Below are 21,381 nucleotides of genomic sequence, written 5' to 3' on the forward strand. Positions count from 1 at the left end.
TCCTAATATTGAAAAAACTTTATATTTGAGAAAAGTTATAAGAGACATGCTTTTCTTTAAAGTGTTTTCAACTCTATACAGACTCCTATTTCGCTTATGATACGCAAAAGATTCTGATTGATTGAACTATATGGAGGGTTCAAAATGAGAGAGATATTCGTGGATTTCACTCTAGTTGCCAAACGACAAATTATTTTCTAAACTACGACATTATTCTATTAAGAACACGAAGAATAAAAACATGCTAAATTGAGAAACTGCATTATTCAAAAGATATCCCTAGGGATAGTTTTTAAATTAGTACAACTAAATTAAAAAGAATCGTGAAAATAAAAAAGTATTGGATTTATAACATATAGCTGCGCAAGGGCACCAAAAGATATGATTTCGTTAAAAACCTCATAAAATCTCTTTTTCATAATCATTTTATCATTGAGATTTAATTATGAGGCACAGAAGGTACAAAATGTGAAATTATATCGGAGGATATTATATCCTTATTCGCCGTCTTTCAGATAATGGTTGGAATGCTAACTTAGCATGAAAGGTGCAATAAGGACTATTTTCATCAGAATCAGCACCACAAAAATGAAAATCGGCTGATAATGGATCGCCAACTGGCCATCTACATGTATTTTCACTCAATTGTAGCAAATTAAGTTGACGTGATATAGGCACTACAACATTGGATTTTGTGGAAATATCAACTTCTTTAACATCTTCTGCTACAACCTCTATCTTTGAAGTCGTCTCTTCAACATTGACAGATGATGTGTTGATTGGCGATACTGTGGCTGTGTTACGACGCACACGTGGAGATGATGGGGTGTTTGCAGGAGTTTTTTGCGCACGTACATTTCCTTGTGCTGTTTTGCCACGTCCTGGCAACTTCAATCGATGCACTTTGCCGATGACTGCATTTCTACTGACTCCGCCTAATTGAGCAGCAATTTGACTTGCACTTAACCCTTCACTCCAAAGCTTTTTAAGAAGCTCAACGCGTTCACATGTCCAACCCATATCAGCACTCCATTCCGATTACGTCACTGAGATGCTTCCCCTTTGCATCTTCAAATGTTTCAATAATGTCTTCAATGCGCTGAATGAAAGAATTTTACACTCTAAGTGAGCATAAGAAAATCATCCAACCTGTGGAACTTACAAATCAAAACACATCATCTTGCTTAACGATAGTATAAATTACAATATGCACTCACTCTATGACAAGAGTCTTTGCCTCTCAAAGAGTTTATTTAGAATGTTTTCCCCAACTTGCAAATCAATCATAGGTTAAACGTCCACTTTTGTTTAAGGCATTTTTTCCCAAACCGCTTATTTTTAGAACCTTCATTGACTTTTTCTCAATTGGTGTAATGATCTATTCCATAGGTGTAATCATTAATCGAGTGAAATGTTTAAAGCACCAAAATGAAATGTATCATGTTGCTTTGTATATATATATTGAAAAGGTTAAAATATAAAGGGAATTATGATGGATGCCATCTCTATACAACCACTTTATGAATGTTTTGCAAGACGAAATTTGCATTTTGAACAGGGGCATGGGGTATGGCTTATTTCCGATAAAGGAGAACATTATCTTGATTTCACATCTGGCATTGCTGTTAATGCATTAGGGTATGCCCATCCTAAATTGGTTGATACGCTCAAAAGACAAGCGGAAAAACTTTGGCATGTTTCGAATCTTTTTCAGTCTCCTGAGCAAATAGCTCTTGCCACGCGGCTTTGTGCAAATAGTTTTGCAGATAAGGTTTTTTTCTGCAATTCAGGCACTGAAGCATTGGAATGTGCCTTCAAAACGGCACGTCACTATTACTATGCCTCGGGTCATCCAGCACGCACTGAAATAATTACTTTTGAAGGGGCATTTCATGGACGGACACTTGCAGCACTTGCTGCAACTGGGCATGAAAAATATCTTGAAGGTTTTGGACCTAAAGCGGGTGGATTTCTTCAAGTCCCTTTTTGTGATGAAATCGCTTTACGTAACGCTATTCATCAAAATACAGCCGCTATTCTTATTGAACCCATTCAAGGAGAAGGAGGAATACGAACAGTTTCTCATGAATATTTAAAATTTTTGCGTAAAATATGCGATGATAATGATCTATTATTGATTTTTGATGAAGTCCAAACGGGCATGGGACGAACAGGAAAGCTTTTTGCTTATGAATGGAGTGATGTCACACCTGATATTCTTACTCTCGCAAAAGGATTAGGAGGGGGATTCCCTTTAGGTGCTTGCCTTGCAACGGATAAAGTGGCAAAAAGTATGACACCTGGAACCCATGGTTCAACCTTTGGAGGAAATCTTCTTGGAATGGCTGTAGGAAATAGTGTTCTTGATGTTCTATTAGAGCCAAGTTTTCTGAACCATGTGCAAAACATGGGGGATAGGCTGAAAAGTGGACTTTTGCATATTCTCAATATCTATCCTGATATTATTTGCGCCGTTCAGGGGATGGGTCTTATGGTGGGCATTCAGTGTGTTGTTCCTGCAAATCTTGTCGTGAATGCTTTGGAAAATGAATATCTCTTAAGTGTTGCAGCCAACAACAACGTTGTACGTTTATTGCCTCCTCTTATCATTAGGGAAGAAGAAATAGATGAAAGTTTGCATCGTATTGAAAAAGCAATAGCTTATCTTTCGCAAGTAAATAAAGAAAAACAAATAGCGCACTCCTGACAAAAGTTCTTCGTCATGTCACAGATTTATCATTTTACCGCTAGCAATAACACGTACGTTGCTCGATTTTGTGAAAATCCTTAAAGCACCTTTTAAAGCAGTGAAAAGTTCAAAACCTTTTATGGAGGGAAACACCCATGATGATTTTTGAAAAAAACATCTACATGCCCCCGTATTTCATTTGATATCAGTATGCATCAACTTTGGCAGAGATACAATCTAGGCTCATAGTGTTAGAAATGTAGTATGGTCATAGTCAATTCATAGCCGACACAGTATACATTTTATCGCGTTTTGTGGATATCGTAATACTGTGAATAACAAAACATAAACGTATGTTTGAATTGGCATAATATGCACTAATTCCTTTTATTAATGTCCTTATAGATGATACACATCCTTACCAAATTCTAGCAGATATATAAACCTATGAGGAACATCGAGAGCCAATGATTGACAAAATAGTTGCACAGATGGGAGATGAAAATAATAAAGTGCTCCATTCATTGATTAAAGCTGTGGCTCTTTTTTATTTTCATTTGCGTATGGCCATTTCAACGGGCAGTAAATCGCAAGAAAAATTTATACATTGGGTACGTGAATGGGGGCACATCTTATGCATAATCCGCAAAAAACAGCTCAAGATACTGATTTGTATTATAACCGATGTGGGTGTCTCCATGGGGCAAGAATTTTGTGCGCGCAGTCATTCTATTTTCAGTTTTATCAAGACAAGGAAGCTCTCATGAAATGAGCAAAACTTAATGTTCTTTTTATGCATTGTCTTTCTGCTCGTCATTGTGAAGGAGTTGCCGATACTATGATTGATGAACGGCATTCAGTTGTTTTTGATGAAGCTGAAAATCGTCTTCATACTCAAAAAGCAATCCTTTCTTGGTATTTACAAGATGCGTTTTTCTCTCCACAATAGCCTCTCTACAACAAAGTATAATAAAAGGTAAAGTCATGCATGAACAAGCTAAAGATGAAGCTTCTCTCAACAATACCTCCTTGCATGAAGATGATTATGTTATTCCCTTTCAAGTTGAAGAACTTGATATCCGTGGACGTGTTGTACAAATTGGGAAAACTTTAAATTCTATTCTTAACAGACATCAATATCCTGAACCAGTTTCTTATCTTCTGGCAGAAGCTTTACTTTTAACTGTCCTACTTGGAACTTCTCTCAAGCTTACGGGAAAATTTATTGTACAAACCCATTCAGATGGACCAGTTAATATGCTGGTGTGCGATTTTTCACCTCCTTCCAGTTTACGGGGATACGCTCGCTTTGATAAAGAACAGCTTAAACAAGCCATAGATAATGATCAAATCTCTTCAGAAAGACTTTTAGGAAAGGGCACTTTAGCTCTCACGATTGATCAAGGTCCCCACATGCAACCCTATCAAGGGATAGTAGCATTAGATGGATCCAATTTACAAGAAGCTGCTCGTACCTATTTTGATCAATCAGAGCAAATTCCTACCGATATCCGTTTGGCTGTTGCTATATTAATCAATCGTGACAACCAAGGAAAACAACAGAAAAGCTGGCGAGCTGGAGGTATTTTGACTCAATTTTTACCTCAAGCATCGTCCCATCATCAAAAGCGAGAAGAAACAAAAACCAAAACCCAATTAGATAACCAATGGCAAGAAGCTAAAATACTCATGGCAACGATTGAAAGTTCAGAATTAACAGATCCCCAAGTCGGGAGTAAACAGCTCTTATTCCGTCTTTTTCATGAACAAGGTGTGAGAGTTTTTAATCCTTTTTCTCTTGTTGATCAATGTTCTTGTTCGCGTGAAAAAATCAAAGGAATCCTAGAAGGTTTTCCAATTGATGAACGCAATAAAATGGTTGAAAATAAACATATTTCAGTGACATGTGAATTTTGCTCGAAAACCTATCGCTTTACACCGCAAGAATTTTTGGAAGAAAATGGAGAATCAACTTCATAAAAATGATGATTGCAACAAAAGCTCATTTTATTCGCGTTATAAAAACTTAAAGCATAAGCTCATATGAACCTCTTGAATATTTTTTAGCATTTTTCGGTGTATGCCAATGGTCTTTCTGTTGAAATCACTATTCACTCGAGATTCTTTTTAAAAAAGAGTGCCCTGTAAAAGCTGCTTTCTTCTCTCGAAAGGGCTTCTTTTTGACTATAGTCATATTTTCTTACTCGAATTTGTCTTACTTAAGAATCAAAAAAGACCATTGGTTATGATCATAAGAGAAATTATCGAGAAAATAAGAACCTATAAATCAAAGAATCAATATGAACCTTATAAAATTCTTACAAATAAAGAGCGCTCGGGGAATAAATATAACAATGACACTATGAAAAAATGGATTTCTTATTCTCAAAGATGAGAATAGTGAGGAATACCTCTCATAACAATGTGTATTTTAAATAAAAAGGGCTCTATAAACAAAACGGCGTGCATAGAGCGATAAAACTTTGTCTTCTTACAAACCTGCATTCTTTTATTTTCAATTTAAAACATTGTTCATTATACTTATATTAAAAAAATGCACAAAAAGGCATTTTTATTCTTTTCTTAGCTTTTTTTCTTGATTCAACATAAAAAGATTTGAAAAAAATCTCATAATATTCGGTTTTTTCATTGAATAGAGAGAAATGGTAAATCAATACTTTTATATTTTATTTTTCTTTTGTCATAATTGCTTGTTCAATTTTTGGGAGAATTTTTTTTTGATAAATTTGCCATGTTAAGGGGCCAACATGTTTGGCAATAATGATGCTCTCTTTATTTAAGAGAAAGGTTTCTGGTGGTCCATATACCCCCCAGTCAATGGCTGTATATCCTGAAACATCAAAGCCAATCAATTTAAAAGGATGACCAAAATGATTTAAAAAGTGCAGGGCGTTTGCTTTGTTATCCTTATAATTAATACCAATTAGATCAAAACGTTTATCTTGTGCAATTTTCATAAGAAGAGGATGCTCTTCGCGACAGGGTAAACACCAAGAACTCCAAAAATTGATCAATGTGACACGTCCTTTAAACTGTTTTGAATGAAGATAACCCGCCTGATCAAGAAGAGGAAGATGCGTATTGGGGGCAGGTTTTCCAGCCAACACATTTGGGAGAAGAAAAGAATCTTTGGGGTATTTTTTATCCATAAAGTTGAAAAAAAACATCATGAGGAGAAGAAAAAGCACAAATGGTCCCAAAAGAATAAATAAAACAGGCAAAGATATATTTTTTTTAAGTTTTGGAGGGATGTTCTTCATTGTATTTTTCTTTTTGTGATCGTTCTTTTTTGTTCAATTGTTGGAGAATTTTTTTTTGGTAGAAGGCTTTGCAAAGAATATAGCCAATAAGACAGAGTAGGGATATTGCAGAAAGCATATAGCTTAAAAATACAATTTGCTGGTGTTTAAGGGTACCAAGGAAAAAATCAATTTTCAAAGATAGATTTCCTAAAAGTTCGCTGTGGATGCCATTTAGGTCGAGCATGATGAAGAGTCCTGTTGTTGTGCACGACGGGATTTTTTAATTTGAAGTATTTTGATATAACGGTTATTGATTTCATTTCGCATAGCCATCAAATAGAGCGCAATAAACATAAAGACGAAACAAAATAACATGGTTATAAGGGGCCATAGCATAGCACTATCGATAGTTGGTCCTCCAGCACGTAACAAGGAGGCTGGTTGGTGCAGTGTATTCCACCACTTAACGGAAAACTTAATAATAGGGATATTAACAAAACCAACAAGGGTAAGAATTGCAGTCGCGCGAGCGGCTTTTACTTGGTTGTCAAAAGCACGTCCAAGCAGGATAATGGCAAGGTAGATAAAAAGCAGAATTAAAACCGATGTTAACCGTGCATCCCATACCCACCATGTTCCCCAGGTAGGGCGTCCCCAAAGTGCTCCTGTCATGAGAGCCAAGGCAGTAAAAATTGCTCCTATGGGTGCCCCGCATTTGAGAGCCACATCAGCAAGATGATATTTCCAAATCAAATTTCCCAATGCTGCTGCACTCATCGTTATATAACAGAATGTAGACAACCACGCAAAAGGGACATGGAGATACATAATCTTAACAGTCATACCCTGTTGATAGTCATCTGGTGAATAGATCACTAGAATAAGTCCTAGGATAAGCAGACATAACGTTATGCTGGCGAGCCATGGTAAAATGATTTTACTTATTTTCATAAAACGGGAAAAACTTATAGGAAGTGACCTCATTTTATATGTGTGCGATAGTTCATTCATAAAATTCATAATAGGCAGAGTTTTTCTATGCGGCAATCATCTTTTATTATTCGGATAAAAGCTTGAGTGTTAAAGCGGCAACAAAAGAGCTAAAGAGACTCAAAAACAGTGAAAAAGCGCTAAGAAGAGCTAAAGAAGTGAGAAACGAAGCATTTGGATTTGTTGGCGCTGTGGCAGCTGAAACGCCAAAAATCATGATTGGAATGATCCACGGCAAGATAATGATGAAAATGAGAAGCGTGCTATGCAACAATGAGCTTGCAAGTGCTGCTCCTATGGCGCCAATAAAAATAATAGCTGGTGTTCCACATAAAAGGGTAAGTATTGTTGTAAAAGTTATCGTAACGTCTAAGTGGAGCATGAGGGCTAAAATAGGCGTGGTAAAAATGAGAGGAAGCATCGTTCCTACCCAATGGGCGATGCATTTTGTAAAGACAATCAATGTAAAACTTTGTCTTTGTCCTGCAAGGATAAATTGGTCGAGATTGCCATCATCGCGATCGATTTGAAAAAGTTTGTTCAGATTAAGGAGTCCTGCGAGAAGAGCACCAAACCAAAGTATTCCTGGTCCTATTTGTGCAAGAATTTTTGGATCTGGACCAATGGCAAAGGGAGTTATGACCACAACAGCGATGAAAAACAATAGTCCTGTGAGCGAACAGGCTTGTGGCGCTAATAATAGTTTAAGATCACGCCAGAACAGTGCTTTCATTTTATTCTCTCCTAGAGAGGTAAAAATTTTTCCAGAGCGATTGTATGGTTTTCTGGAATACCTAAGGAATTATGGGTTGCGGCGATAATCATACCCGCTTGATTAAGATGGCGCTGAAAAATACGAGCAAGGCGTTTTTGAGCATGGCTATCAAGTCCTGATATTGGTTCATCTAAAATCCAAATAGGGCGATAGGAGAGCAAAAGACGAGCAAGAGCGACACGCCTTTTTTGTCCAGTTGACAGCGTGTTAAAGGGTAAATATTCAAGATCAGAAAGACCAATATCGGCAAGGGCTTCATAAGGTGAGTACAAAGGTTGTCCATAAAACTCTGCCCAAAATTGCAAATTCTCAATGACAGATAGAGGAGGTTTCATGGCATTTTGAGACCCGAGATAATGGCACGCAGTGGCAACAGGGTATCTTTGTTCATCATCTTTAAGTATGACATGGCCTTCAGCAGCTTCAAGAAGGCCGACAATGATTCGCAGTAATGTAGATTTTCCGATACCGTTTGGTCCTGTGATTGTCATCAGTTGCTGTGGAAATAAACAAAAAGAAAGATCTTTGAACAGAATTTCTCCGTTTCTGTAAGCTGCTAAATCTTTGCCTGATAATACCATGTGATTACCTATTTTTATATTTTCCTATTCTTTATTGCATTATAGAATAAAAAAACATGTTTTTTATGCAATTGTCCCTAGAATAGTTCTAGAAATAGTTCTATAAGGGAGGCGTTACATCAAGATCTGGTGTAGAATGGTTTTTGGCGCTAATTTCCGCATTTACCTATGAAAGGTGGAGGGGGAAATGGATGGCGGAGGTAATTGCGTCTGCGCTCAAGCTGCGACCTTGACTCGTAGTTTGTGTTGTTCATTCCTGGAAATTGGGTGGTTTATAGTATGAGGGTGGACAGTCATGACTCACATTGATAGCTTTAATTGTCGCAGAACGTTAAAGGTTGGTGGCAAAGAATATACTTATTATAGCTTAATCGAAGCGGAGAAGAATGGTCTTGAAGGCATTTCGCGTTTACCGTTTTCGATGAAAGTTATTCTCGAAAATTTATTGCGCTTTGAAGATGGGCGCACAGTTAAAAAAGAAGATATCCTCAGTGTTTCTAAGTGGTTAAGCGACAAAGGCAGCGCAGGAGCAGAAATTGCTTACCGTCCTGCACGTGTTCTTATGCAAGACTTTACCGGTGTTCCGGCAGTTGTTGATCTTTCTGCAATGCGTGATGCTATGGTCAAACTTGGTGGAAACGCTGAAAAAATTAATCCTCTCATCCCCGTTGATCTCGTAATTGATCACTCAGTGATTGTTGATGATTTTGGCACTCCCATGGCTTTTAAGGAAAACGTTGAGCATGAATATGAACGCAATGGTGAGCGTTATCGTTTCCTAAAATGGGGGCAACAAGCTTTTCAAAATTTTCGTGTTGTTCCTCCAGGAACAGGGATTTGTCATCAGGTTAACCTCGAATATTTAGCACAATGCGTGTGGATGAAGAATGAAGAGGGGGGGGAGACGGTTTATCCTGATACCTGTGTGGGAACTGATTCGCATACGACGATGGTCAATGGTTTAGGTGTGTTGGGTTGGGGGGTTGGTGGCATTGAAGCCGAAGCAGCAATGTTAGGCCAACCCGTCTCTATGTTGTTACCTGAAGTGATTGGTTTTCGGCTCACAGGGAAACTTAAAGAAGGTGTCACAGCCACCGATCTCGTGTTAACGGTGACCCAAATGCTCCGCCAGAAGGGCGTTGTTGGTAAATTTGTTGAATTTTTTGGCCCTGGTTTGGAGCATATGACGCTTGCTGATCGGGCGACGATTGGGAATATGGCACCTGAATATGGAGCAACCTGTGGCTTTTTTCCAATTGATAAGGAGACAGTGCGTTATCTTAACATGACAGGGCGTGATGAAAATCGTATTGCCTTAGTCGAGGCTTACTCCAAAGCGCAAGGGATGTGGCATGACGAAAGGGTGGCTCATCCCGTTTTTAGCGATACAATTGAATTAGATATGGGAACCGTTGTTCCTTCTATGGCTGGTCCTAAACGTCCGGAAGGGCGTATTGCATTGGAAAATGTTGGACAAGGTTTTGAGAAGGCATTGGTTGAAGATTATAAGAAAACTTCAGGACAAGATGAGCATTATCCGGTTGAAGGTGAAGAATATACGCTCAGTCACGGTGATGTGGTGATCGCTGCGATTACTTCCTGTACAAATACATCAAATCCAAGTGTTCTTATTGCAGCAGGTCTTTTGGCACGAAATGCGGTGGCAAAGGGTCTGAAAAGCAAACCATGGGTAAAAACTTCTCTTGCACCTGGTTCACAAGTTGTTGAAGCTTACCTTAAAAATTCAGGTCTGCAAAAAGATTTAGATGCATTAGGATTTAACTTAGTAGGGTTTGGATGCACAACATGTATTGGGAATTCTGGTCCTTTGCATCCTGCTATTTCCAAAACGATTAATGACAATGGTGTTATTGCAGCTGCAGTTCTTTCAGGGAATCGTAATTTTGAAGGGCGTGTCTCTCCTGATGTGCAAGCAAATTATTTAGCTTCACCCCCATTAGTTGTTGCACATGCGCTTGTTGGGACGGTGTGTAAAGATTTAACCAAAGACCCTCTTGGTAAAGATTTGGATGGTCAACCGATTTATTTGAGAGATATTTGGCCAACTTCTCAAGAAATACAGGCATTTATCGAAGAAAATGTCACGCGTAAGGTTTTTGCTGAAAAATATGCAGATGTCTTTAAGGGAGATGAAAATTGGCAAAAAGTTCAGATCCCTACAGGGTCTACCTATTCTTGGGATGAGCAATCCACCTATGTTCGTAATCCACCATATTTCGATGATATGCAGAAAAATCCTGATGTCTTACCAGATATTAAGGAGGCACGAATTTTAGGTTTGTTTGGTGACAAAATCACGACAGATCATATTTCTCCTGCTGGTTCTATTAAGGCAGCTTCTCCTGCTGGAAAATATTTAATGGATCATGGCGTTAACGTTGCTGATTTTAATCAATATGGGACGCGCCGTGGGAATCATGAAGTTATGGTTCGTGGGACCTTTGCCAATATTCGTATTCGTAATTTCATGTTAGGAGAAAATGGTCGAGAAGGCGGTTATACAGTTCATTATCCATCAACGGTAGAACAAACCATTTATGATGCAGCCATGGCGTATAAACAAGAAGGTATTCCGCTCGTTGTTTTTGCGGGAATTGAATATGGCAATGGATCATCACGCGATTGGGCCGCCAAGGGGACTAATCTTCTTGGTATCAAAGCGGTGATTGTACAATCTTTTGAGCGGATTCATCGCTCTAATCTTGTTGGTATGGGTATTGTTCCTTTTGTCTTTGAGGAGGGGCTAAGTTGGAAATCTTTAGGCTTAAAGGGAGATGAAAAGGTAACGATTGAAGGGATTCATAACTTGAAACCTCGTCAAAAGACAGTGGCGACAATTACTTTTTCTGATGGTACGGTAAAAACTGTTCCATTATTATGCCGTGTTGATACTGAAGATGAGCTAGATTATTTGCATCATGGTGGAATTTTACAATATGTCTTACGTAAGCTAGCTGTTTAAATGCCTTTGTTCGTTGAGGAATATCTTTAAACGGTTAAGCTATAAAGTTGCGGATCAAAGAATTTGGCTTCGTTTTTTATGTCTGTCTTTGAAAATTTAATTGACGTTGGCTTTGACATTGCGCTATAAGCCACATGAGTTATAGGCAGCTTTATAGTTTTGCTTGGGTTAGGTTTGTTTACATTGGTAGAGTCGTTATCGAGACTCATTTTACCAAGGTGTTGAAAGAGAGATTATATTTATGGCGAATACACCTTCTGCTCGAAAAGCGGTGCGCAAGGTTGCAGCACGCACACAGGTTAATAGGGCCCGCCGTTCACGCGTTCGTACTTTTATGCGTAAGTTTGATGATGCTTTAGCAGGGGGCGATAAAGCATCTGCAGAAATTGCATTTAAGAATTTTGAGCCTGAGATTATGCGTGCGGTTTCTAAAGGCGTTTTTCATAAAAATACTGCTGCGAGGAAAGTGTCACGTTTAGCGAAGCGTTTAAAGGCTCTCAACGTTTAAACTTTTTCTATTTTATTAAGAAACAAGCCGGTATCCGTAAGGGTGCTGGCTTTTTGTTTATTGTTTCAAAGAGTTTCTATTGAAAACAAGAATCGACAATGATTCTCCTCTTGAAAAAGAAGAGAAAGCTTATAGGGGGGAGTATGGTTATCCACAAGCTTTGTGGATTTTTACAGAGTCTTTTTTGTCAAGCATTTTATTTTTTTTTTTTAATTTGTAGAGATTCTTTAATGATTGGTAAATTCAGAGAAAAAAAATGAATTGAATCAATTATTTTTCTCATTCCTCATTGAAATAAGCATTTTTACAGCATTTTTTTGGAGCTTTTGATTTTATTTTGACCTCTTGCATTTTACCTCTGCTGTTTTGTATGGTTCTCATGAAGACTAAAAAGTATGAAGGGGTCACATCAGCACATTATCCTGTATTTTGTTAAATATAAAATCTTTGGTTCAAGCTTTTTAAAAGCTTTTGTGTTGGGTAGGTTTTTTGATGTTTTTTTAGTTCTCTTAGTTGGTATGTTTACCATTTTAGAAGGGTGGGTCATATCATGAGTGCAAGTAAATCTTATTGGTCATCTTTGTTAGTGGGGTTGTGATGAGGCTATCCTAGGGGAGGGTGAGTAATCTTATTTGGGGTAGGGCGTTTTGCCTTCGCTAGATTTATTTTAGTTGTTTGGCAGGACAAAATTTTATTTTTATCAGGATGGAAGATGGTGGATAAATTGAACTCTAAAGCTAGTTCCTTTAAAAGGGTTTCGGTGAATATCCTGTCGGCAGAGAACATAATAAAGAATAGGATGACAGAGAGTGATGGGGTTGTTTGTAGAAGTGCTTCTATAGGGCATTCTATTGTTTCAGAGGAGGAGAGTACGGCGGCTTTTGTACGTGTTATGGCACAATTAAAGGCGCAGGTTGGTGTTGAAGCTTATACCAGTTGGTTTGGTCGTGTGAAACTTGCTGAGTATAGCCATACTCTTGTAAAGCTTTCTGTTCCTACAGCTTTTTTACGTTCATGGATTAATAATCACTATGGTTCTCTTTTGACTCATTTATGGAAACAAGAGAACTCAGCAATTCTTCGTGTTGAAGTCATCGTTCGCGGTATGGAACGGGTTTCAAAAGATGTTGTTTGTAAAACAAGTGCGCCTTCTGTTGTGCTGGAGGAGCCGGCGACTTCATCTTTTGTTGAGAATTGTGCGGAGCATTCAGTCAAAAGTTCTCAAGCGGGGGTTTTTGGATCTCCCCTTGATTCTCGCTATACTTTTGAAAGCTTTGTTGAGGGGGCATCTAATCGCGTTGCTTTAGCGGCAGCACGTTCAATTGCAGAGGGGCATAAAAGTGCTTTGCGTTTTAATCCTCTTTTTATTCACGCGTCTGTCGGTTTAGGAAAAACACATTTGCTTCAAGCGATTGCCGCTTCTGCATTGAAGCGTTTAACATCTGCACGTGTTATTTATTTAACGGCTGAATATTTTATGTGGCGTTTTGCAACAGCTATTCGTGATAATGATGCTCTTTCTTTTAAAGAGCAACTTCGCGATATAGACCTGTTGATTATTGATGATATGCAGTTTTTGCAAGGTAAGTCGATACAACATGAATTTTGCCATTTACTTAATATGTTGCTTGATAGTGCAAAACAGGTTGTTGTTGCTGCAGATCGTCCGCCAGCGGAATTAGAATCGCTTGATCTTCGGGTTCGGTCTCGTCTTCAGGGAGGGGTTGCCCTTGAAATTGAGGCACCAGATTATGAAATGCGTTTGCAAATGTTGCGCCAGCGGTTGAAGGGGGCACAGCAAGATGATAGCATGATATCAATTTCTGATGATGTTCTGGAATATATTGCAAAAACGGTTTTAGGGTCAGGACGCGATATTGAAGGCGCATTTAACCAGCTTTTATTTCGTCAATCTTTTGAGTCTGATTTATCTTTAGAACGGATTGATGAGTTATTAGGTCATTTGACACGTCCTGGTGAACCTAAACGTATTCGGATTGAAGAAATTCAGCGTACGGTAGCGCGCCATTATAATGTTTCTAAACAGGACTTGCTATCTAATCGTCGAACACGGACGGTTGTAAAGCCACGGCAAGTTGCGATGTATCTAGCGAAAGTATTAACGCCTCGCTCATTGCCAGAAATAGGGCGCCGTTTTGGTGGACGTGATCATACAACAGTTTTACACGCTGTACGTAAAATTGAAGATTTAGTTTGTGGTGATCAGACCTTGGCCAAGGAACTTGAATTACTGAAGCGATTGATTGGAGAACAGGCTGTATAAGATTTATGATTTCTTTTTTGAAGAAACTTTAAGGGATTTAATGAAAGTTTTTTTTCTTATGCAGGAGTGACTTGCCATTTTAAAAGAGGTTTAATAAAATCTAGTAGACGATTCTTTAAAAAGGATCTGTTGTTTTAATTCGAAAGAATTCTTATCGTTTTTTGTAAATCGTACGGGGCTTTTATGCGTATTACAGTGGATCGCAATCAATTTCTCAAGTCTCTTGGTCGTGTTCACCGTGTGGTAGAGCGCCGTAATACTGTTCCTATTTTATCGAATGTTCTGATTGATGCAGAAAATGGTCATGTACAGTTAAAGACAACAGATCTTGATTTAGAGGTTACGGAATCTTTTGCAGTTAATGTGGAACAAGCCGGAGCAACGACTGTTCCGGCACATTTGCTCTATGATATTATTCGAAAACTTCCTGATGGTAATGAAGTTGCATTATCCGTTGATGAGAATCAATCAAGTACAATGTCTGTTGTTTCAGGTTGTGCACATTTTCAGCTTCAGTGTCTTCCAAAGGCAGATTTTCCAGAGTCACTTCCTGGGCAGTTTAGTTATCGCTTTTCTTTATCAGCATCAGGGTTGAAACATTTACTTAATTGTACGCAATTTGCCATTTCTACTGAAGAAACCCGCTATTATCTTAATGGTATTTACTTCCATGTTATTCATGATGGTGTTTTGAAACTGCGTTTGGTGGCAACGGATGGTCATCGTTTGGCACAAGTTGAGATGGAAGCGCCTTCAGGAGTTGAAGGAATGCCCGGTGTTATTGTTCCTCGTAAAGCTGTAGGAGAATTGCAAAAACTTCTTTCAGAAGAAAATGATGGTGATGTATGTATAGAACTTTCAGAGACAAAGATTCGTTTTTCTATAGGTTCTGTGGTTTTTACATCAAAGTTAATTGATGGAACATTTCCAGATTATCAACGTGTTATTCCTCTTGGAAATGATAAAGAATTAGTTGTTAATAGACAGGATTTTTCTTCAGCGGTTGATCGTGTTTCAACGATTTCGAGTGATCGGGGGCGTGCTGTTAAGTTAACGATTGAGCATGGACAGTTAAGGCTTGTTGTGAATAGTCCTGATTCGGGCAGTGCGGAAGATCAATTATCCGTAACTTACACATCTGAACCACTTGAGATAGGGTTTAATTCACGGTATCTTTTGGATATTGCTGGGCAGCTTTCAAGTGATGAGATGGTTTTTATGTTGGCTGAAGCTGGAGCACCAGCTCTGATTCGTGATAATGATGATGCGAATGTGCTTTATGTGCTGATGCCTATTCGTGTTTAGGGGCGATTGTTTTGCAATGCATGGCAAGTCATGTGCATAAAGTGTCTGTGAGGCAGCTAAAGCTTTTACGTTATCGCAATTATTCTTTTTTAAATATTCATTTTTCGGGTCAGCATGTGGTTTTCACGGGCCACAACGGTGCGGGTAAGACCAATCTTTTAGAGGCGTTATCGTTTCTTTCTCCAGGTCGTGGTTTGCGACGGGCTGCATATTCTGATGTTAGCTGTATAGATGAAGGCGGTGAAGGATTTGTTATCTTTGCCTGTCTTGAATGTGCTCTTTATGGTGAAGTGAAGATTGGTACAGCTTTGGAGGTTAGCGATAACAGTCGAAAGGTCCATATTAATGGTGTGAATGAGCCAAGTGATTGCTTAACAGATTACTGTCATATTAGTATCCTAACACCTTCTATGGATAGTCTTTTTACCGGCCCTTCGCTTGAACGCCGGCGTTTTTTGGATCGTATGGTTTTGGCGATTGATCCTTTGCATAGTCGCCGTATATCCGATTATGATAGAGCGATGCGCGCACGTAATCGTTTGTTTTTGGATGGCAATGAAGATACTGCTTGGTTTGATGCATTAGAAAAGCAGATGGCAGAATTGGCGACAGCTATTTCTGCGGCGCGTATTGATGTTATTCGGCTTTTAAATGACATGTTTACACAAATGCCATCTCAGATACCTTTTCCACGGGCTTTTTTGCAAATTGATGGTTTTTTGGAAACAGCTCTAAGGAGACTATCAGCCACTGAAGTTGAAGAGCAGTTTTGTGATCGATTGCAGCGTAATCGTGCAATGGATCGTGCTGCTGGGCGGACATTAGAAGGACCACATCGTACAGATTTACAAGTTTTTTATGCAGATAAAAATAGACCTGCAACATCTTGTTCAACAGGTGAACAAAAAGCGTTGCTGATAGGTCTGGTTTTGTGTCATGCACGTCTAACAGGTATGATATCGGAAAGAGCACCCATTCTTCTTTTTGATGAAATGGCTGCTCATCTTGATTCACATCGGCGTGCTGCTTTATTTGATATTCTTGATGATTTAGCTGTGCAAACATTTATGACAGGAACAGATCGTCTTTTATTTGATGAATTAAAAGGACGTGCAGAATTTTTTGAGATTAAGGATGGCGCTTTATTGCTGTAAAAAATATGCTAAATATTTTTTAATTAAGTGATGGTCGAGAAGAAAAGGTTTGCCATGTCTGTGATGATAACGATTTTAAATGGTCCTAATTTAAATTTTCTGGGTCAACGTGAGCCAGAAATTTATGGAACTGAAACTCTAGAAGATATTGAAAAAAATTGCAGAGAATGGGCAAAAAGAGCTGATGTTATCGTAAATTTTTATCAAAGTAACTATGAGGGCCAGCTAGTAGAATGGATACAAGAAGCAACAAAGCTAAGTTCTGGATTGATCATCAACCCAGCGGCTTACAGTCATACATCTGTTGCTCTTCTTGATGCTCTAAAAATGTTTTCAGGACCGAAAGTAGAAGTTCATTTATCCCATATTCATCAACGGGAAACTTTCCGTCACCATTCTTATACATCGGCAGGTGTAGACGCTATCATAAGTGGGTTTGGAAGTGATGGATATCGTTTTGCGCTTGAGTATATTGCAAAACAATTAATAAGTTGTAAAGGTAAAGAGTTAAGTGTTGGATAAGAGTAATATAGGCATTGAATTCACTTGATAATTATTTTCAAATCTGTACAATATGAGGTATTATATTTATGGCGATTTTTAGTGCATATGACGGGGGTAAAAGAAGATGAAAAGCTTTGTTCGACAATTAGGAATGCTTGTGATTTTAGGGGGAGCACTGCTTTTATCTGGTTGTAAAATGGATGTCCTTCAGCCATCAGGTTATGTAGCACGTCAGCAGCTCATTTTGATTGTTGTTTGTGTGGTTGTTATGCTTTGCGTTGTCATTCCAGTCATGGTGAGTGTAGTATTTTTAGCGATAAAATATCGTGCATCGAATACGAAGGCGAACTATTCTCCTGATTGGGCGCATTCAAATAAAATTGAAGCTGTAATGTGGGGTATCCCGATTGTAATTGTAATGGTTTTGGGTTCACTAACGGCTTATTATACCTATAAGCTTGAGCCTGCAAAGCCTCTTCCCGTAGAGGTTGTGGGTGAAGGGGAGCCATTGCAGATTGATGCTGTCGCTCTTGATTGGAAATGGGTTTTTATTTATCCTCAATATGGTGTTGCATCGATTAATGAAATTTACGCGCCTGAAAGACGTCAAGTTTTATTGCAATTGACGTCAGAAAATTCTGTCAATGCCTTTTGGGTTCCTAAATTGGGTACAGTTCTTTACTCTATGCCACAGATGAATGCTAAGTTGCATTTGATCGCTGAAGAACAGGGAGTATTCAATGGGACCTCAGCAAATTATAGCGGTGATGGTTTTTCAGGGATGCGGTTTAAGTGGCACTCTGTGTCTTCGCAGGATTTTGAAGATTGGATTGTAAAAGCTCGGGCTAATGGTCGAGCGCTTGATCGTAAATCTTATCGTCAACTTTCTATTGCGCCTCGTATGGGTGATATTGCTGCGAAGGAAAAAGATGCTGAAGTGCGTTATTTTGCACCTGTTGAGCAGCGACTTTACTATCGTATTGTTAATCGGTGTGTCGATGAAAATACCGTATGTAATGAAGATTTAATGAAACGTGCAGCTGCTCAGACACTGTGGGGTGCATTGTGTTCAGTATTTGATCCTGATGTTATTTAAAGGGTCAGTAGAGAAAGAGCCCTTTTGATATAAGGTTTCTTTAAAACTTGAATTTCATTTGAAATGGGTTGAGAAATGTTTGGAAGACTTACAGATCCTACGGCAGGTGCTTTTCATGCGCTTGCACATGAACCAATCGTTTTGTACACATGTATCGCGATTGTTGTGATTGGTTTAGTTGCTGTTCTTGCTTTAACAGCGCTTGGGTGGTGGGGGATTTTATGGCGAAATTGGATTACAACTGTCGATCATAAACGCATTGGTATTATGTATATAATTCTTGGAATTATTATGCTTGTTCGCGGTTTTGCGGACGCACTTATGATGCGGACGCATCAAGCTTTAGCTCTTGGGAGTGAAACAGCGGGTTATTTACCCCCTGAGCATTTTGATCAAATTTTTTCGGCGCATGGCACGATCATGATTTTTTTCATGGCTACGCCTATTTTATTTGGTCTTTTTAATTATCTTATACCGCTTCAAATTGGTGCGCGTGATGTTGCTTTTCCCTTTGCGAATAATCTAGGTTTTTGGATTACGGCTGCAGGAGCCATTTTGATTAATATATCGCTGGGTGTTGGTAATTTTGGCCGTGGTGGTTGGCTTATGTATCCACCTTTTACAGAGTTGCAAACGAGTCCAGATACAGGGGTAGACTATTATTTATGGTCACTTCAGCTTTCTGGTATTGCAACAACTATGGGGGCAGTCAATTTCGTTGCAACAATGATTAAGATGCGTGCTCCTGGAATGACAATGATGAGAATGCCTGTTTTTTGTTGGAGCGCTTTTGTCAGTAATGTCCTTATTTTAGTGATTTATCCCGTCTTAACCGTAGCTTTTGCGCTTTTGGCCTGTGATCGTTATCTGAGCATGAATTTCTTTACCAATGTTGGTGGCGGAAATCCAATGGTATGGATTAACTATGTTTGGGTTTTTGGTCATCCTGAGGTTTATGTTTTGGTTGTTCCTGCTTTTGGGATTGTTTCTGAGGTTGTATCAACTTTTTCCTCGAAACGCCTTTTTGGTTATACTTCCATGATATGGGCTATGGTAGTTATTTTGATTCTTTCGCTTCTTGTTTGGGGACATCATTTCTTCACAATGGGTGGCGGTGAAGCTGTAAATACCTTTTTTAGTATCGCAACGATGATTATTGCCGTTCCAACAGGTGTAAAAGTTTTCAATTGGTTGCTCACAATGTATAAAGGAAGGATACGCTTTGAACCTCCAATGCTTTGGTGCATGGGCATGATCTTTACCTTCGTTGGTGGTGGATTAACCGGTGTTTTATTATCGATTGTGCCTGCTGATTGGCAGTTTCATAATTCGCTGTTTTTGATAGCGCATTTTCACCATACGATTATCGGAGGCGTTGTTTTCGCTTATCTAGCTGGGCTTGCTTTTTGGTTTCCAAAAGTTTTTGGTTATAAACCAAATCGCATACTAGGGATTGCATCTTTCTGGTGTTGGTTTATTGGTTTTTATCTTGCCTTTTTCCCTGTTTATGCCCTTGGTTTAATGGGAGCAACGCGTCGTCTTCAGCATTACATGGAACCTAGTTGGCAACCAATGTTTGTTATTGCTGCTCTAGGTGCTTTTATTATCTTACTTGGTATCCTTTGTTTTGTGTTACAGGTTGTTTTGGCAATTTGGTACGGTATTAAGCATAAAGGTCACTTACCGGTAACGTTAAATGATTCTTGGGGTGATGCACGGACACTGGAATGGTTTACCTCTTCACCACCTCCTGCTTATAATTTTGCTCTTCTCCCAGAGATAAAGTCTGATGATGCTTATTGGAATATGAAGAAAAGTGGTTATCAACGCCCGACAAGTGGATTTACAAAAATTCATATGCCATCGAATACATCAGCTGGAATTATTGCTGGCTTCTTCTCGTTAGTTGTTGGTTTCGCGCTTGTTTGGCATATTTGGTGGCTTGTTGCGATCGGACTGGTTGGTTTTGTTGCAACGCTTGTGTGTCATTCATTAACAGGCGATCACCATGGTTATTATATTCCAGCTGAAGAAGTACAAAAAACTGAAGATGCCTTTACAGCTGTTCTTAAAGAACAAGGAGTGACAGTATGAGTGCAGTAACAATGAATAATGCGAATACTGTGGATAAACTTCACCACGATAGTAGCTCGGTCATGACGTTTGGTTTTTGGGTCTATATTCTTTCAGACTTGATCCTGTTTTCGACACTTTTTTCAAGTTTTGCTGTCTTTTCTGCTTCTTATGGGGGCGGTAAAGCGGGCAATGAATTTATAGATTTAAAGTTTGTTTTAGTTGAGACTGCTTTCTTATTGTTTTCATCCGTTACTTATGGTTTTGCAATGGTACAAGCACATAAAAATAACATCAGTGGTGTGCGTTTATGGATGGCCATTACTTTTATATTTGGGTGTTGCTTCATTGGTATGGAACTTTATGAATTCCATGAATTATTGAGTGAGGTCTTTTATTATGATCCAAATGCTTATGCGGGTATCGATCCTGCAACAGGTTTACAGCTTTTTGGTCGGGAAATTCTCTCTGCTTATTGGTCAGCATTCTTTGCTTTGGTTGGTACCCATGGACTTCACGTAAGTGTTGGTCTTCTTTGGATGGTTGTGATGTTTTTTCATCTTCGTCGTAATGGTTTGGATCAGAATAATAAAACACGTTTAGCATGCCTTTCCATTTTTTGGCATTTACTTGATATTGTATGGGTTGGTGTTTTCACCATGGTTTATCTATTAGGAGCGTTGTGATGAGCATGCAAAATGAAACACATGGTCCCAGTACTGGTTCCTATTTGGTCGGTTTTATTCTGGCTGTATTTTTCACCTTGGGTTCTTTTATTCCTGTAATGTATGGAATGATGGAAAGTTGGGCAATTAGTACAAAGGTTGCGTATCTTATTGGTATGGCAATTATTCAGATTATAGTACAAATTGTTTTCTTTTTACACTTGAACTCTGGTCCAGATGCCAAGTGGAATTTAAGCGCTTTATGGTTTGCTGCTATTTGCGTTTTTGTTATTATTGGAGGTACATGGTGGGCTATTTCCCATTTGAATTATAATATGATGGGTGGTTCAGGACGTGTTATTGAACCAGAAATATCAAGAATGGATGGTTCTTCAGTATCTGGGCAGTTATCAAACAAAAATATATCTGTAAGAAAACAGCCAGAAAAGATGCTGAACTCAGAAATTTCCATGGAGCAAACTCCAAGTATGCAGACTCCTGTAGATCAAGC

General features: G+C 38.7%; 20 protein-coding genes. 14 read left to right on the plus strand and 6 right to left on the minus strand.

The features are described from left to right. Positions 1–489: 489 nt before the first annotated feature. On the minus strand, positions 490–1,020 hold the full coding sequence (locus T429_RS0103455) for a GcrA family cell cycle regulator (RefSeq protein WP_005774442.1): 531 nt from the start codon (positions 1,018–1,020) through the stop codon (positions 490–492). A 472-nt stretch (positions 1,021–1,492) separates the two neighbouring features. Between T429_RS0103455 and T429_RS0103460 the strand changes: the two genes are divergently transcribed. The 4 genes from T429_RS0103460 to T429_RS0103475 all read left to right on the plus strand — a co-directional run bounded on the left by T429_RS0103460 (position 1,493) and on the right by T429_RS0103475 (position 4,669). Next, positions 1,493–2,707, plus strand: a complete 1,215-nt coding sequence (locus tag T429_RS0103460) for an aspartate aminotransferase family protein (protein WP_005774443.1) — start codon at positions 1,493–1,495, stop codon at positions 2,705–2,707. A 449-nt stretch (positions 2,708–3,156) separates the two neighbouring features. Then, positions 3,157–3,456 carry a Rossmann-fold NAD(P)-binding domain-containing protein gene (locus tag T429_RS10995; protein ID WP_005774444.1) on the plus strand — a complete coding sequence of 100 codons (300 nt, stop codon included), beginning with the start codon at positions 3,157–3,159 and terminating at the stop codon, positions 3,454–3,456. A 26-nt stretch (positions 3,457–3,482) separates the two neighbouring features. Next, positions 3,483–3,638: an ornithine carbamoyltransferase gene (locus T429_RS11000; RefSeq protein ID WP_005774445.1), complete on the plus strand. Its 156-nt coding sequence runs from the start codon at positions 3,483–3,485 to the stop codon at positions 3,636–3,638. A 35-nt stretch (positions 3,639–3,673) separates the two neighbouring features. After that, the gene (locus T429_RS0103475; RefSeq protein ID WP_005774447.1) at positions 3,674–4,669 is read left to right on the plus strand and encodes an Hsp33 family molecular chaperone; all 996 of its coding nucleotides are present in this window, start codon (positions 3,674–3,676) and stop codon (positions 4,667–4,669) included. 707 nt (positions 4,670–5,376) lie between these two features. On the opposite strand, the gene T429_RS0103480 is transcribed toward T429_RS0103475, so the two are convergent. Genes T429_RS0103480 through ccmA form a run of 5 tightly spaced genes read right to left on the minus strand, consistent with a single transcriptional unit; the run spans position 5,377 to position 8,298 of the window. Further along, positions 5,377–5,970, minus strand: coding sequence for a DsbE family thiol:disulfide interchange protein (locus T429_RS0103480; RefSeq protein ID WP_005774978.1), 594 nt, complete (start codon positions 5,968–5,970; stop codon positions 5,377–5,379). Continuing rightward, a complete protein-coding gene (locus T429_RS11005) occupies positions 5,945–6,196 on the minus strand; it encodes a heme exporter protein CcmD (protein WP_005774449.1) in 252 nt (83 codons plus the stop codon). The genes T429_RS0103480 and T429_RS11005 overlap by 26 nt, the downstream gene beginning before the upstream one ends. Further along, positions 6,184–6,963: a heme ABC transporter permease gene (locus T429_RS0103490; protein ID WP_026500866.1), complete on the minus strand. Its 780-nt coding sequence runs from the start codon at positions 6,961–6,963 to the stop codon at positions 6,184–6,186. Before T429_RS0103490 ends, T429_RS11005 begins: the two co-directional genes overlap by 13 nt. A gap of 46 nt (positions 6,964–7,009) precedes the next feature. After that, positions 7,010–7,675: a heme exporter protein CcmB gene (gene ccmB, locus T429_RS0103495; protein ID WP_005774451.1), complete on the minus strand. Its 666-nt coding sequence runs from the start codon at positions 7,673–7,675 to the stop codon at positions 7,010–7,012. Between the two features lie 11 nt (positions 7,676–7,686). Further along, a complete protein-coding gene (gene ccmA, locus T429_RS0103500; protein ID WP_005774452.1) occupies positions 7,687–8,298 on the minus strand; it encodes a heme ABC exporter ATP-binding protein CcmA in 612 nt (203 codons plus the stop codon). A 295-nt stretch (positions 8,299–8,593) separates the two neighbouring features. Between ccmA and acnA the strand changes: the two genes are divergently transcribed. From acnA to cyoD, 10 genes are all read left to right on the plus strand, one after another. Then, positions 8,594–11,281 carry an aconitate hydratase AcnA gene (acnA, locus tag T429_RS0103505; protein ID WP_005774453.1) on the plus strand — a complete coding sequence of 896 codons (2,688 nt, stop codon included), beginning with the start codon at positions 8,594–8,596 and terminating at the stop codon, positions 11,279–11,281. A 241-nt stretch (positions 11,282–11,522) separates the two neighbouring features. Continuing rightward, entirely contained in the window at positions 11,523–11,789 is a 267-nt protein-coding gene (gene rpsT, locus T429_RS0103510) for a 30S ribosomal protein S20 (RefSeq protein ID WP_005774454.1), read from the plus strand. 712 nt (positions 11,790–12,501) lie between these two features. After that, complete coding sequence (dnaA, locus tag T429_RS0103525; protein WP_005774455.1) at positions 12,502–14,073, plus strand: chromosomal replication initiator protein DnaA; 1,572 nt, start codon at positions 12,502–12,504, stop codon at positions 14,071–14,073. A 183-nt stretch (positions 14,074–14,256) separates the two neighbouring features. Further along, the gene (gene dnaN, locus T429_RS0103530; RefSeq protein ID WP_005774981.1) at positions 14,257–15,378 is read left to right on the plus strand and encodes a DNA polymerase III subunit beta; all 1,122 of its coding nucleotides are present in this window, start codon (positions 14,257–14,259) and stop codon (positions 15,376–15,378) included. 20 nt (positions 15,379–15,398) lie between these two features. Continuing rightward, positions 15,399–16,532, plus strand: coding sequence for a DNA replication/repair protein RecF (gene recF / locus T429_RS0103535; RefSeq protein ID WP_005774982.1), 1,134 nt, complete (start codon positions 15,399–15,401; stop codon positions 16,530–16,532). Positions 16,533–16,586: 54 nt separating this feature from the next. Continuing rightward, positions 16,587–17,054: a type II 3-dehydroquinate dehydratase gene (gene aroQ / locus T429_RS0103540; protein ID WP_005774459.1), complete on the plus strand. Its 468-nt coding sequence runs from the start codon at positions 16,587–16,589 to the stop codon at positions 17,052–17,054. 106 nt (positions 17,055–17,160) lie between these two features. Continuing rightward, positions 17,161–18,132, plus strand: coding sequence for a ubiquinol oxidase subunit II (gene cyoA, locus T429_RS0103545; protein ID WP_005774460.1), 972 nt, complete (start codon positions 17,161–17,163; stop codon positions 18,130–18,132). A 75-nt stretch (positions 18,133–18,207) separates the two neighbouring features. Further along, positions 18,208–20,226, plus strand: coding sequence for a cytochrome o ubiquinol oxidase subunit I (gene cyoB, locus T429_RS0103550; RefSeq protein WP_005774461.1), 2,019 nt, complete (start codon positions 18,208–18,210; stop codon positions 20,224–20,226). Then, complete coding sequence (locus tag T429_RS0103555) at positions 20,223–20,891, plus strand: cytochrome (ubi)quinol oxidase subunit III (RefSeq protein ID WP_005774462.1); 669 nt, start codon at positions 20,223–20,225, stop codon at positions 20,889–20,891. Before cyoB ends, T429_RS0103555 begins: the two co-directional genes overlap by 4 nt. Further along, positions 20,891–21,381: cytochrome o ubiquinol oxidase subunit IV (gene cyoD, locus T429_RS09755; RefSeq protein WP_457911907.1), on the plus strand; the 491-nt coding region annotated here is incomplete at its 3' end. The genes T429_RS0103555 and cyoD, both read left to right, overlap by 1 nt.

Source organism: Bartonella elizabethae F9251 = ATCC 49927, assembly GCF_000518165.1.
Lineage (GTDB): Bacteria > Pseudomonadota > Alphaproteobacteria > Rhizobiales > Rhizobiaceae > Bartonella > Bartonella elizabethae.